Source organism: Mycetocola tolaasinivorans (assembly GCF_003667565.1).
In the GTDB taxonomy this organism is placed as follows: domain Bacteria; phylum Actinomycetota; class Actinomycetes; order Actinomycetales; family Microbacteriaceae; genus Mycetocola; species Mycetocola tolaasinivorans.
Genome location: NZ_RCUX01000010.1, coordinates 25,708 through 37,874 on the forward strand (window position 1 = coordinate 25,708; position 12,167 = coordinate 37,874).

The following is a 12,167-nucleotide window of genomic DNA, read 5'->3' on the forward strand; positions in this document are numbered from 1 at the left end:
CATAGGGAGGGCTAGATGCCGACGATCAAGGACGTGGCGGACCGGGCCGGTGTCTCGGTGGGCACCGCCTCCCGGGTGCTCAGTGGCTCCAGCAGTACCTCCCCGGACTCTCGTGAGCGTGTGACGGCGGCCGCGGCCGAGCTCAACTACGTGGCCAATGGCCCCGCGCGATCGCTGCGCCGCGCCCGCACCGACGTCCTGGGCCTGCTGGTTTCCGATATTCGAAACCCCTTCTTTGCCGAGCTTGCCCATGCGGCCGAGCGCGAGGCGATGCGCCGCGGCTATACGATCCTGCTCGCCAATGCCAATGAGGATGAGCATCAGGCCGATGAGTACCTGAGCATCTTTGCCGCGCAGCGGGTGGACGGGCTGCTGTTCTCCCCGCAGGGCCCGGTGTCTCCCAAGCTCGCCTCGCTCGTGAGCTCGGGGTTCCCGATGGTTCTCCTCAACCGCACGGCTCCGGGGCTCGACATCCCGCTCTACGCCACCGATAACGCGCAGGGGGTGCGTCTCGTGCTTGACTGGCTACGCGATCGTGGGCACCGGGACGTGGCGTTTGTGGGCGGACCGGCGGCGATGTCCACCGGTGCCGAGCGGCAGGCCGCGTATTTGGCGGGGCGTGCCGATCACGGCATCACCGAGAATGATGCCTTCCTCGACGTGGGCAACTTCCTCGCCGACGGGGGCGAGGCGGCGATGATCCGTATTCTCGATCGCGGCGTGATCCCCACGGCGGTGTTTGGGGTAAACGGGCCCACCACGATGGGCATGGTGCGCGGCCTGCACCACCGGCTGGGAAGCGCGGCCGCGGCGAAGATCGCGGTGGTCTCATTCGATGATCTGGACTGGTTCGAATTCGCCACCCCGCCCATCACCGCACTGCGTCACGATGCGGCCAGCATCGGCAGGCTCGGGGTTCAGGGCCTGCTCAACCTCATTGAGGGACTGCCTGCAACCTCCGCACGCGTGCCGCTGACCCTGGTGGATCGCTCCTAGTTTCGCGCCCCACCCGCTCGTGTCCGGGCGGCACCCGTCGTGCGTATGCCTCGCGCGGCATGCGCTCTTCAGTGGCGCAATCGTGCCCTGGGAAGAACCTCTGTGGCGCTCGGGACTTGCGCGTCGGGGATCGGTGCTGCATCATGGTGATGTTCATGGAATCGTTTCCATGGAATCGATTCCAAGCGCGGTGAGACGCACCGCACCGAGAGGACCCCAGACACTATGAGAATTGCCGTTGGTGCCGATCACGCCGGTTTCCCCGTGAAGCAGCGCGTGATCGACGCGATCGAAGCACTGGGCCACACGGTGATTGATCGGGGCACGCACAGCACCGATCCGGTGGATTTCCCCGACATCACCCAGGCAACCTGCGCCCCCGTCCTCGATGGAACCGCCGACCGAGCGGTCCTCGTCTGCGGCACCGGTGCGGGTGCCATTATGGCCGCAAACAAGATTCCCGGTATTCGCTGCGGCCTCGCCAATGAGGCGTACTCGGCACACCAGGCCGTGGAGCACGATGACGCGAACGTCATCGCCCTGGGCGCCTGGCTCGTGCCGCCCGCCTTCATCACCGACATCGTGCGCGAGTTCCTGGCCGCGACCTTCGACGATGACGAGGATACCCGTCGCCGCGTGGCCAAACTCAACGCGCTCGACGACCTCGTGCCGACCGCTCAGCCCTAACCTTCCCTCCCCCCCCCCGATCAAAGGAGATCCCCGTGTCCACCACCCAGCCATCGGTTCTTGGCTCCAAGGACCGCAATAAGACCGCGATAGCGGCGGCGCTTGGTACCAGCGTCGAAAACTACGACTTCATCGCGTACGGCACCGCCTCGGCGCTGTACTTCAGCGCGGTGTTCTTCCCCGAGAGCGACCGCTTCATTGGCACGCTACTCTCCTTCGCCACGCTGGCCGTGGGCTTCCTGATGCGCCCGCTCGGTGGCGCGGTGGGTGGCTATCTGGCCGATCGCTTTGGGCGCAAACCCGTGCTCGTCGCGGCGATGCTCGTGATGGGTGGGGCCACGTTCCTCATCGGCCTACTGCCCACCTACGCGCAGATTGGTGCGCTGGCACCCGTGCTGCTGGTGATCATCCGAATGATTCAGGGGCTCGCTTTTGGTGCCGAGTGGGGTGGCGCGATCACCATGGCGTATGAGCATGCGCCCTGGAACCGTCGAGGCATGTACGCGGCAATCCCGCAGGCGGGAAACCCGCTGGGTATTGCCCTCGCCAGCGGAATGTTTCTGCTGTGCGCCCAGCTTGAGGGCGACTGGAAGTGGCGTATCCCGTTCCTGCTGAGCGCGGTGCTCGTGATCGTCGCCCTCATCGTGCGTTCCCGGCTGTCGGAGTCCCCGGAGTTTGAGGAGGCGAAGGCCAGCGGGAAGATCGAGAAGAATCCGTTCCTCACCACCCTCCGTCGCGACTGGCGCAGCATTCTGCGGGTGATCGGTCTGCGCGTGGTGGAGTCCTTCGCGTACTACTCCACGGCCACCTACCTGCTGAACTACCTGTCCGAGCGCTTCCCGGACATCCGCCCCACCGCGCTCGGAGCGATTACCGCGGCGAGTATCCTGGCGATCTTTGTGACGTTCCTGTCGGGGGCGCTCACCGACCGCATCGGTCGGCGGCCCATCTACATCGTGGGCTGCATCGTGGCAATCCTGTTTGCGTTCCCGATGTACCTGCTCACCAATGATGGAACGCCGGCGCTCGTGGTGGCCGTGTTTATCTTCGGAATCGGCATCATCCACGCCTCGCTGACCGGAACGCAGGGTTCGCTGCTGACCGAGCAGTTTGGCACTTCGACCCGCACCTCGGGTGCCTCGCTCGGCTACCAGATCGCCGCGACCCTGGGCGGTTTCGCCCCGCTGCTGGCCGCCGCGCTGGTGGGCTGGATCGGGTGGCCCGGTGCCTCACTGCTCTACATGGCGGCCGCCATTATTGGTCTGATCGCGATCCTCGTGACCCGGGAGACCTACGGCCCCGCGGAGCGTGCCCGCATCAACGCCCTCGTGGCCGCGGAGCGTGCGGAACACCGCTAGGGGCGGTTACCGCGGTTAGGCGGTTTCGGCCGGCGTCGCGGATACGGCATCCGTGCACGCGGTGTCGGTGCAGGTGCGGGCGAGATAGTTGTCGATCGCCGTGAGGCTCGCGCTCACCCGCACCTGCCGCTCGTACAGGCGCTGGCGGTGGCCCTCCAGCTCGGCGCGAATCGCGGGATCGATCGGGGTATCAAATACCGACTGACCGGGTGCATAGTTGGGAAGCAGAAGCGGAATCAGGCGCGTGGGTACCCCGGCACCCAGCAGGCAGCGGACCGTTTCGACGCGATCCACCGCGGAGGGCGCATAGGTGCGGTATCCGTTTGAATCCCGTTCGGCGCACAGCAGGCCCTGCTCCTCGTAGTAGCGCAGCAGGCGCGGGGAGGTGTCGGTGCGGGTAGCGAGCTCGCCGATATACATGGGGTTCCGATCCGGTGGGTGTCCTCGTCACAACCATCGCTCGCGCGCTCACATTCCCGCTTTCGGGATGTGGGCTTGACCCTGCCACTAGTGGTAGCGGTTCATGCTGATGGCATGAGTTCTTTTGTGGGCCAGGAAGCCCGCCCCGTTCGTCCCCTCCCCGCCGCGATTCTCATCGCGTGTGTGGGGTTCATCAGCCTGCTCACCGAGATCCTCCCGGCCGGGCTGCTCCCGCAGATTGCCCGCGACCTCGGGGTGTCGGTCTCGGTTGCCGGCCAGGGCATCGTGGCGTTCGCGATCGGATGCATCGTCGCCGCGATCCCGCTGACCCGGGCCGCGGCCGGCTGGAACCGCCGCTCACTGCTCATCGCGGTGGTTGTGGTCTCTGCCGTGGCAAACCTTGGCACCGCGGTGGCCCCCGAGATCGTCTCCCACCTCGCATCGCGATTCGTGGCGGGGCTTGCGGCGGGTGTGGTCTGGGCGATGATTCCGGGATACGTCCGCGGATTCACCGCCCCGGGCCGCCTCGGCGCCACCCTCGGGGTTGCGTTTCTCGGCGGCACGCTGTCGCTCGCCCTGGGTGTGCCGCTCGGCACCGTCCTGGGGGAGAGCCTGGGGTGGCGCGCGGTATTCGCGATCATCGTGGGCGTCACGGTGCTGGTGGGCGTAATCGTGGCGATCTGGGCACCCCGGGTGCCCGGCATCACGCGCGGGGCGGATGCGAAGATTCCCGCCGAGGCGAGCCTGCGGGCGGCCCTTGGCACCCCGGCGGTGCTGCTCGTGCTCGCCACGGTCACTCTGAGTATCGTGGCGCAGAACCTCGGCTACACCTACCTCACGCCCATTCTCACGTTTGGCGCGGGCGAGCCGGTGCTTGCCCCGAGCCTCGTGTTTGCGCTGTTCGGAATCGCCTCGATCGTGGGCACGTTTGGCTGCGGTCGGCTCTCTGATCGGTACCTCGCCGTCTCCCTCGTGAGTGCCATGGCGGCCGGCGTGCTGGGCCTTGCCGGAATCGGCCTGGCGGTCTGGCCGGGGGTGCTGCCCGCCGCGGTCGCCGCCCCGGTAACCTTCGTGTCGGCGCTGCTCTGGGGCTATGCGTTTGGCGGGTACTCGGTGCTGTTCCAGGTGCTCATCGCTCGGGCGGGTGGTGCCGCGGCCGACGCCGCGCAGTCGGTCATGGTCACGGTATGGAACATCTCGATCGCGCTCGGCGGGCTCCTCGGTGGGCTCATCCTCGCCGGAATCGGAACGCTCGCGCTGCTGCCGATCGGGGCCGTGCTGATGGTGTTCGCGCTGTTCCCGGTGCTGCGGGTGCTCGCCGGAGTGCGGGCCGAGGACGCCCGTGCGGCCGTCGAACCCGCGGTGGTGGCCGCGATCTAGTTCACGCCTCCAGGAAAAACCGGCGTATACCCCGAGGGGTATACGCCGGTTTTGTGTGGGTGTGCGTGCGTAGCTACGCGCGTGCCAGTGCCGCGCGCTCGGTGAGCACGCGCGCGAGGGCGGTCACGTCGAGACCAACCTCGGGGCACCCCAGCGCCGCGGCTACCTCGGCCACGGCGGGCGGGTTGAGCCGCGCCTCGGCCATGGCCTCCCGGTCGTAGAAGATCGCGGATGGCGAGCCCTCGGTAACCACGCGGCGATTAGCCATCACGATGATTCGTTCAAAGTTCGCGGCCACAAACTCCATATCGTGGGTGATCGTGACCACGGCCTTGCCGCGCGCCTGCAGCGTGCGGATCAGCTCGCCCAGACGCTCGAGCCCCGCGCGGTCCTGCCCGGCGGTGGGTTCATCGAGAATCAGGGCGGCGCAGTCGCTCGCGATCACCGAGGTGATGGTCACAAACTTGCGAATAGACAGCGGGAGATCAAACGGGTTCTCCTCAAGGAACGGTGCCATACCGGTCAGTTCGGCGGCGTCATCCACCCGGCGTTCGATTTCATCCTCGTCGAGCTTCATGCGCTTGAGACCGTACTCGATCTCCTTGCGCACGGAGCTGTTGAAGATCTGGTCATCCGGGTTCTGGAAGACGTAGCCCACCTCGCGGGAGACCTGGGCGGTGGTGCGCTCCCGGGTGTTGACCCCGGCGACGATGATCTCGCCCGAGGTGGGGCGCAGCAGTCCGTTCATCATCTTTACGGTGGTCGACTTTCCCGCGCCGTTCTGCCCCACGATCGCGACCGATTCCCCGGCCGAAAGCTTCATGCTCACACCCTCCACGGCGAGCACGCCGTTGGGGTAGGAGAACGTGACGTCCTGCAGGCTAATCAGCGACATGGTGGGAACCTCCGGAGAGCGCGCCGATCAGCGCGGGAACGGTGAGCGGGGAGCCGGGCACGGTGACACCGTGACCCGCGAGACGCTGGGCGAGTTCGATGGATTCGGGCAGTGTGATGCCGTGGCTCGCGGCGGCGGGATCGGTGAAGACGTCGGCGGGGGTCCCGATGGCCTGGATGCGGCCCTCGCCCATGAGCACAACGCGGTCCGAATAGCGGGCCACGTGGCCCATCTTGTGCTCCACGAGCACGATGGTGCGACCCTGCTTCTGCGCGGCCTCGATCAGGGCGAACACGTCGTCGGTGGACTGCGGGTCCAGCTGACTCGTCGGCTCATCGATCACGATGACGTCCTGCTCCATGATCAGCATCGCCGCGAGCGCCACGCGCTGCTGCTGCCCGCCGGAGAGCTGGAACGGATCACGGTCGCGAAACGCGGTGATCCCGGCGAGCTCCAGCATGCCCTCGACCCGCTCGCGGATCTGCGCCGGTGGGACGCCGAGGTTGCGCAGACCGAACGCGAGCTCGTCGTACACGCTCGCGGTGATGCCGCTCATCTGGGTGAACGGGTTCTGGAACACGAAACCCACGTCGCGCGCGATCTCGCCGATCGAGGCGTCCGCGATATCCTCGCCCTTGATTCGGACGGTGCCCTCGAAATCCCCCTTATAGAACTTCGGGACGAAGCCACGAATGGCCGCGCAGAGGGTGGTCTTACCCGCGCCGTTGGGGCCAATAATCGAGCAGAACTCACCCGCACGAATGCTGAGGTTAATGTCTCGCAGCACGGGTCCCTCGGAACCCGGATAGGTGTAGGTAACGTCGGTCAGGGTTACAGAATCCACAGCACAATCCTTACTCCGATGATGGCCACGAGGGCGCAGACAATGAGCACACGCAGACGCTTATCGCGGGGGCGGTCCTCTACGTAGCGCAGCGAGGTGCGGGTTCCCGTTGCGGAGAATCCACGGGATTCGAGGGTCAGTGCTTTCTCCTCCACCCCCATGATGGAGTTGAGAATCAGCGGGCCGATGGTGGGCACAAACGCCTGGGTGCGCACCCACAGGTTGGAGTCGGTCTCGACACCGCGCGACTTCTGAGCGTCCATGATCACGCCCATCTGCTTGCGCATCTGGGGAATGATGTTCACGGTGGCGGTGATCACGTAGGTTGCGCGCGGGCTCATGCCGCGCTGCTCCATGTCGAGCACGAGACGGTCGAGGTTCAGGATCTGGATGAGCAGGATCACGGACGCACCCACACCCAGCACCCGCGAGGCGATCTGGATACCGGCGGCGAGGCCCTCCGCGGTCGCGGTGAACAGCCACCAGGAGAACAGCTCGGTGGTGCCGGGCACAAAGAACGTCTGCAGCGCCACGATCGCGATGCCGAGGATGAGGATCGTCCGGGTGAACAGCGTGAGGAAGGGACGAGCACGTCCGGCCAGTGCGCTCAGCACGAGGCAGATCGTGACCACGATGACCATGCACAGCGGGCCAAACAGCACCGCCGTCAGGGCGAGGCCACCGGCCAGGGAGAGCTGGGTGGCCGGGTTGAGGTCGCGCACCCCGTTGCCGGTGCGGAGCACCTCGGTGGCGGGGGACTCCCGGGGATCGCTGTACGATCCCCGGGAGGTGCGCGCGGGGGAAACCGCGGAGGCAGACATATGAATCCTTGCTAGTTGGTGGTGCCGGCGGCGACGGGGGTGGCGGCCGCCTTCTTCTTGGCCTTACGCGCCGTGCGGTACTCGGCAAAGATGCTGCCGGTGCCGAACTTCAGCAGCGTGCGGGTGGAGATCGAGCGGATCACAAAGACGGCGATCAGCACGGTGATGGTCTTGTCCGGGATTTCCGAGACGATCGAGGAGAGCACCTGGGCAAACCAGAAGGGCATACCCGCGGTCATCATGGCGGCGGCAACCAGGGAGGAACCGCTCGTGGTGAAACCACCGAAGAAGAGGAAGCGCATGATCACAACGAGGGCGACGCTGACCAGCACGATGATGCCGATCGAGGAGATGATGCGGCCCCAGGTGAGGAACATCTTGCCGCGGGCGAGGGTACCCACCACGACGCCGACGAGGGCGGCGAGCACGGCCCAGGGGAGCGAGGTCGGGTCGGTGATCGAGACGCCCAGCAGGCTGAGGAACCCGGTTACGCCACCGACCCAGGGGCCCGCGAGCATCGCGACGATGAAGGTTCCGATGGAGTCGAGGTAGAGCGGCAGCTTGAGGGCGAGGGCGAGCGAGCCACCCACGAAGTTCACGGCGACCGCGATCGGGATCAGCAGGATGGCCATCAGGGTGAAGTCCTGCTTAATTGCAAACAGCTTTGACATGTGAATAACGTCCTTGTTATTAGGGGGGTGGATGGGTGATGCGGGTAAAACCGGTGAACGCTAGCGGTACTCGTGGCCGATGGTGCGTTCGATGTCTGCCCGGTGTTCCGGGAAGAGCGTGCCGAGCAGAAGCTCGAAGAATCCGCGGGTGTCCACGGCGTCGGTGGCGACCAGCGCGTTGGCGGTGCGGTCGGTATAGCGGGCGGTGCGGGCCACGACCGAGCGGCCCTCGCAGATGCCCGCGGTCTCGATCTCCACGTGCGCGGCCACGGTGGGAACCAGCGCGGGATCGATCAGCTGGGCGACGGCGAGCACATCGCAGAGCTCGGAACCCACCTCGTGGTAGCGGTTCCAGTAGTGGTCGGTGTACTGCCGGGTGGATCCGTGGATGAACCTCGCGGTCGGGGTACCGATCTGACGCACCAGCTCGCGCACGCCCGGGGTCATGAAGGCGTGGCGGGTCGCATCGAGACCCACCATTACCGGGGTATCAAAGCCCGCGGCGAAGACCTCGGACGCGGCCTCGGGATCGTGCCAGAAGTTGAACTCGGCCGACGGGGTGATGTTTCCGGTACCCTCGGCACCACCCATCAGCACTAGCCGCGCGACGCGGCCGGGGAAGCCCGGATCACGGCGAACCGCCTCGGCAATGTTGGTGAGGGGGCCGATCGCGAGAACGGTGATCTCGCCGGGCTGCTCGCGGGTGATGCGCAGCAGAAAGTCCACCGCGCTCTCGGTCTCGGCGGTGCGGCTGGCGGGGAACACCGGGCGGAACCCACCGAGGCCGTCGTCCCCGTGGGCGGCGGATGCGCGGGGTCGTTCCCGGCCGAGCGAGCGATCCGCGCCGCGATAGACGGGCACGTCCTTCGCGCCGGCCAGCTCGAGCAGTGCGAGGGCGTTGGGGGTGACCACGTCGATGCCGACATTGCCACCGACGGTGGTGAGGGCGATCAGGTCCAGCTTCGGCGAGGCCGTGGCCAACAGGATCGCGATCGCGTCGTCGATCCCGGGATCGGTGTCGATGACCAGTTTCATGATGCTCCTTGGGGAAGGGGGATGAGGGGGTGGTGGGGGTCCAGAGTGGATTCACGCACCACGAGAATGCCGGGGATCAGGGTGGGCGCACGGGCGAGTGCCCGCGGTATTGCGGTGCCTACGGTGATGCCGTGTAGTACGCGTTCAACGCTGCGTACGGCGAGTTCCGCGATGGGCTGCCGATAGGTGGTGAGTGCGGGCCAGACGTATCCGGCCAGACCGATGTCATCAAAGCCGGCCACCGCGACGGGCCCGGCCGCGCGCTGCTGGCGCAGCGCGGAGAGGCAGCCGATCGCGGTCATGTCATTGGCGGCGAAGATCGCCGTGGGCGGGTTTTCGCGCGCCATCAGGATGCGGGTGGCGGCGAACCCCGACCGTTCGGAGAACGCCCCGGGCACGATCAGGGTGGGGTCCACGGGAATGCCGGCGGAGCGGAGAGCGCGCTCGTATCCGCCGCGGCGGGCGGCACCCACCTCCGTGCCGATCGGGCCGGAGATGTGGCCGATGCGGTGGTGCCCGAGAGCGAGCAGGTGCTCGGTGATGGACCGTGCTCCCTCGGCGTTGTCCACCTGGAACACATCGGTGGCGATGCCTCGTGGTGCCCGGTCGATCGAGACGAGTGGAACCGGAACGGGCAGCTCACGCTTGGGGGCCTCGGGGTCGGTATCGGTACCGACCAGGATGATGCCGTCCACCGATCCCTGGCCGGCCATGCTGAGCACGTGCTGCTCGGCGTTCTCGGTGACGGCGAGGGAGATCCCGAAGCCGACGCGTTCGGCGGCGCGGGTGGTGTGGTCGATCAGTTCGGGGAAGAAGGGGTTGCGCAGTGACGGCAGGATCAACCCGAGTACGCCGGTGCGCCGCGAACGTAGGCTGCGGGCGGCGAAGGACGGGGTGTATCCGAGGCGCTTGGCCGAGGCGAGCACGCGTGCCCGGGTTTCGGCCGTGACCGTGGGGTGGTCGTTGAGTGCGCGGGAAACGGTCGCGGTTGAGACCCCGGCATCGGCGGCAACGTGGTGCACGGATACCTTTTTCACGCGATCACCTCCATGTAATCGTTTACGAAGCGCAGTGGTAACTCTATGAATCGCTTTGACCGATGTCTAGGCCCTCAAGTATCGGAAATATCGATGCCAGATATGGGCTTTCTCGAACCCCGATCGGGCACGCTATCGGGGCTCAGGCGGGTCGGTTCCGCGCGCTAGGTCAGCGGTGGCCGGTGCATTTCGCGGGCGGTTTCGCGGCACTGATCGATGAATGCCTGTGCTCGTCGAGAGAGCCGTGCCCCCATCAGGTGGGCGGCAATCACATCGAGTCGTTCGGCGTTGCCTCGAAGCGGGCGGGTGACAAAACCGAGACCCTCATAGCTCGTGCTGATGCTCGTGCGCTGGTTCAGGATCGAGTAACCCAGGCCGCGCGACACGAGCGCCCGCACCATTTCGAAGCTGGTGGTTCGGAAGCGAATGTTCGGTTCCACCTCGGCCTGCCGGAACAGCGTCAGGAAGTACTCCCCGCCGGGTGGGAGGTTAAACAGGATCATCGGTTCGTCCGCGAGGTCGGCGAGGGAGAGCGACTCGGCCGCGGTGAGCGGATGCCCCTCGGGGAGGATCACATAGGGCAGGGTCTCGAGTACCGTCTGCGTGGTGAGGCCGGCGGCGATACGCTGCTGCCCGATGCCGTCCCCGTAGTCGTAGAGGATCGCCATGTCCAGGATCCCGCGGCGCAGTTGCTCCTCGAGCTCGTTTTGAGAGCCCTCCACGAAGTTCAGCTCGACCTCGGGATGCCGGCGCACAAACTCGGTGATGGCCCCCGGCAGCAGAATGGGGGTGAAGCAGCCGATGGTGAGGGTGCCGGTGAGCTCCTCGGTGTTCTCCCGTGCGCGGTTCTGCAGATCCTCCACCCCGGAGAGGAGGCGCCGGGCATCAACGAGGATTTCCTGGCCGGAGTTTGTGAGGGAGATTCCACGCGGGTGCCGCAGGAAGATCTGCACCCCGAGGGTGTTTTCCAGCGAGCTGAGCGCGCCGGACAGTGCCGACTGGGACAGGAAGAGTCGCTGCGCTGCGGCGGTCACGCTCCCGGCCTCCGCGGTGGCCACGAGGTATTCGAGTTGGCGCAGGCTTATTTCTGACATGGTGCTCTCCGATGAACAGTGTCGAGTGCGCCTACCGTATCGAGTCGGGAGCATCCGCGCGAATTAAGTCGGATATTCTTCGTTTGCCCCGGACAAAACCGGCGTATACCCCTCGGGGCATACGCCGATTTTTGTGTGGGTGGAGTGCCTAGACGGTGCGTGCGCCCACGTCGGCGCGCGTGGCTCCCGCGAGAGCCTCGCGCAGCACGGCCACCGAGGCCGGGCGGGCATCCTGGCCGCCGGGGTCGGTCGAGGCGGCATCGAGATACGGCACACCGTAGAGCTCGGTGTCGTTTTCGAAGCGCCAGGTTTCGGCGAGCGAATCGACCGGAACGGTGTCCCAGCCCAGGGTGTCGAGCAGCGCGGCGGCTCGGGTGAGTGCCTCGGCATCGTCTGAACCGAGGATGAGCGCCGAACGGTCCGGCGCACCCGCCGGCCGCGCAAGCTGGGGCAGATGGCGAGCGGCAATGTTGTTGAAGCCCTTCACGTAGCGCGCACCGACGAAGTGGGCGGACAGCAGCTCGGCCACGGTAAGGTCATTCGAATCGAGCTCGGGAATGCGGCCGTCCCGCGAGGGGTAGTAATTGCTGGTGTCGATCACGACCCTTCCGGCCAGCAGGTCGGCCGGAAAGTCTCGGGCCGCAAACAGCGGGATCGTGAGCACCACGATGTCCTGGGCCGCGGCCTCCGAGACGGTGCCCGCGCTCACGCGGTCGCCGAGCTCGGCAACCTTCTCGGTGAGGGACTCCGGCCCGCGGGAGTTCGCGAGAACCGTGTGTACGCCCGCGCGCTGCGCGAGGGTCGCGACCGCGGTGCCAATGTGTCCGCTGCCAATGATGCCGAGTGTGGTCATGATGATCCTTCCGACGTGCGCCTCAGCGCGAAACCCGGTCGCTCGCGCGGAGCCGGCTTAGCGGGGGTAACCAGAA

General features: G+C 66.6%; 13 protein-coding genes. 4 read left to right on the top strand and 9 right to left on the bottom strand.

Features of this window, described 5'->3' with window-relative positions:
• Positions 1-15 precede the first annotated feature (15 nt).
• From D9V32_RS12460 to D9V32_RS12470, 3 genes are all read left to right on the top strand, one after another.
• Positions 16-996: a LacI family DNA-binding transcriptional regulator gene (locus D9V32_RS12460; RefSeq protein ID WP_121649245.1), complete on the top strand. Its 981-nt coding sequence runs from the start codon at positions 16-18 to the stop codon at positions 994-996.
• A gap of 225 nt (positions 997-1,221) precedes the next feature.
• Positions 1,222-1,683, top strand: a complete 462-nt coding sequence (locus tag D9V32_RS12465) for an RpiB/LacA/LacB family sugar-phosphate isomerase (RefSeq protein ID WP_121649246.1) — start codon at positions 1,222-1,224, stop codon at positions 1,681-1,683.
• A 35-nt stretch (positions 1,684-1,718) separates the two neighbouring features.
• Positions 1,719-3,041, top strand: coding sequence for an MFS transporter (locus tag D9V32_RS12470; RefSeq protein ID WP_121649247.1), 1,323 nt, complete (start codon positions 1,719-1,721; stop codon positions 3,039-3,041).
• 15 nt (positions 3,042-3,056) lie between these two features.
• Here D9V32_RS12470 and D9V32_RS12475 read toward each other — a convergent pair whose 3' ends face one another.
• Entirely contained in the window at positions 3,057-3,461 is a 405-nt protein-coding gene (locus tag D9V32_RS12475; protein WP_121649248.1) for a MerR family transcriptional regulator, read from the bottom strand.
• A 114-nt stretch (positions 3,462-3,575) separates the two neighbouring features.
• Between D9V32_RS12475 and D9V32_RS12480 the strand changes: the two genes are divergently transcribed.
• A complete protein-coding gene (locus D9V32_RS12480; protein WP_121649249.1) occupies positions 3,576-4,841 on the top strand; it encodes an MFS transporter in 1,266 nt (421 codons plus the stop codon).
• A gap of 73 nt (positions 4,842-4,914) precedes the next feature.
• Here the strand turns inward: D9V32_RS12480 and D9V32_RS12485 are convergent, their stop codons facing one another.
• The 8 genes from D9V32_RS12485 to D9V32_RS12520 form a co-directional block, all read right to left on the bottom strand.
• Positions 4,915-5,736, bottom strand: a complete 822-nt coding sequence (locus D9V32_RS12485) for an energy-coupling factor ABC transporter ATP-binding protein (protein WP_121649250.1) — start codon at positions 5,734-5,736, stop codon at positions 4,915-4,917.
• Positions 5,723-6,580 (bottom strand): energy-coupling factor ABC transporter ATP-binding protein, encoded by an 858-nt coding sequence (locus tag D9V32_RS12490; protein WP_183086307.1) that lies wholly within the window; start codon positions 6,578-6,580, stop codon positions 5,723-5,725. Before D9V32_RS12490 ends, D9V32_RS12485 begins: the two co-directional genes overlap by 14 nt.
• Entirely contained in the window at positions 6,568-7,401 is an 834-nt protein-coding gene (locus tag D9V32_RS12495; RefSeq protein WP_121649252.1) for an energy-coupling factor transporter transmembrane component T, read from the bottom strand. The genes D9V32_RS12490 and D9V32_RS12495 overlap by 13 nt, the downstream gene beginning before the upstream one ends.
• A gap of 11 nt (positions 7,402-7,412) precedes the next feature.
• Positions 7,413-8,072 (bottom strand): ECF transporter S component, encoded by a 660-nt coding sequence (locus D9V32_RS12500; RefSeq protein WP_121649253.1) that lies wholly within the window; start codon positions 8,070-8,072, stop codon positions 7,413-7,415.
• A 60-nt stretch (positions 8,073-8,132) separates the two neighbouring features.
• The gene (locus D9V32_RS12505; protein ID WP_220700706.1) at positions 8,133-9,107 is read right to left on the bottom strand and encodes a nucleoside hydrolase; all 975 of its coding nucleotides are present in this window, start codon (positions 9,105-9,107) and stop codon (positions 8,133-8,135) included.
• Positions 9,104-10,144: a LacI family DNA-binding transcriptional regulator gene (locus D9V32_RS12510; RefSeq protein ID WP_121649255.1), complete on the bottom strand. Its 1,041-nt coding sequence runs from the start codon at positions 10,142-10,144 to the stop codon at positions 9,104-9,106. Before D9V32_RS12510 ends, D9V32_RS12505 begins: the two co-directional genes overlap by 4 nt.
• 164 nt (positions 10,145-10,308) lie before the next feature.
• Positions 10,309-11,238 (bottom strand): LysR family transcriptional regulator, encoded by a 930-nt coding sequence (locus D9V32_RS12515; RefSeq protein ID WP_121649256.1) that lies wholly within the window; start codon positions 11,236-11,238, stop codon positions 10,309-10,311.
• A 148-nt stretch (positions 11,239-11,386) separates the two neighbouring features.
• Positions 11,387-12,091 carry an NADPH-dependent F420 reductase gene (locus tag D9V32_RS12520; protein ID WP_121649257.1) on the bottom strand — a complete coding sequence of 235 codons (705 nt, stop codon included), beginning with the start codon at positions 12,089-12,091 and terminating at the stop codon, positions 11,387-11,389.
• Between the last annotated feature and the right edge of the window lie 76 nt (positions 12,092-12,167).

What these genes read in the sequence shown, in the direction of transcription:
- D9V32_RS12460 (WP_121649245.1), top strand. Translation starts at nt 16, where the DNA reads ATGCCGACGATCAAGGACGTGGCGGACCGGGCCGGTGTCTCGGTGGGC.
- D9V32_RS12465 (WP_121649246.1), top strand. Translation starts at nt 1,222, where the DNA reads ATGAGAATTGCCGTTGGTGCCGATCACGCCGGTTTCCCCGTGAAGCAG.
- D9V32_RS12475 (WP_121649248.1), bottom strand. Translation starts at nt 3,461, where the DNA reads ATGTATATCGGCGAGCTCGCTACCCGCACCGACACCTCCCCGCGCCTG.
- D9V32_RS12480 (WP_121649249.1), top strand. Translation starts at nt 3,576, where the DNA reads ATGAGTTCTTTTGTGGGCCAGGAAGCCCGCCCCGTTCGTCCCCTCCCC.
- D9V32_RS12485 (WP_121649250.1), bottom strand. Translation starts at nt 5,736, where the DNA reads ATGTCGCTGATTAGCCTGCAGGACGTCACGTTCTCCTACCCCAACGGC.
- D9V32_RS12495 (WP_121649252.1), bottom strand. Translation starts at nt 7,401, where the DNA reads ATGTCTGCCTCCGCGGTTTCCCCCGCGCGCACCTCCCGGGGATCGTAC.
- D9V32_RS12500 (WP_121649253.1), bottom strand. Translation starts at nt 8,072, where the DNA reads ATGTCAAAGCTGTTTGCAATTAAGCAGGACTTCACCCTGATGGCCATC.
- D9V32_RS12505 (WP_220700706.1), bottom strand. Translation starts at nt 9,107, where the DNA reads ATGAAACTGGTCATCGACACCGATCCCGGGATCGACGACGCGATCGCG.
- D9V32_RS12515 (WP_121649256.1), bottom strand. Translation starts at nt 11,238, where the DNA reads ATGTCAGAAATAAGCCTGCGCCAACTCGAATACCTCGTGGCCACCGCG.
- D9V32_RS12520 (WP_121649257.1), bottom strand. Translation starts at nt 12,091, where the DNA reads ATGACCACACTCGGCATCATTGGCAGCGGACACATTGGCACCGCGGTC.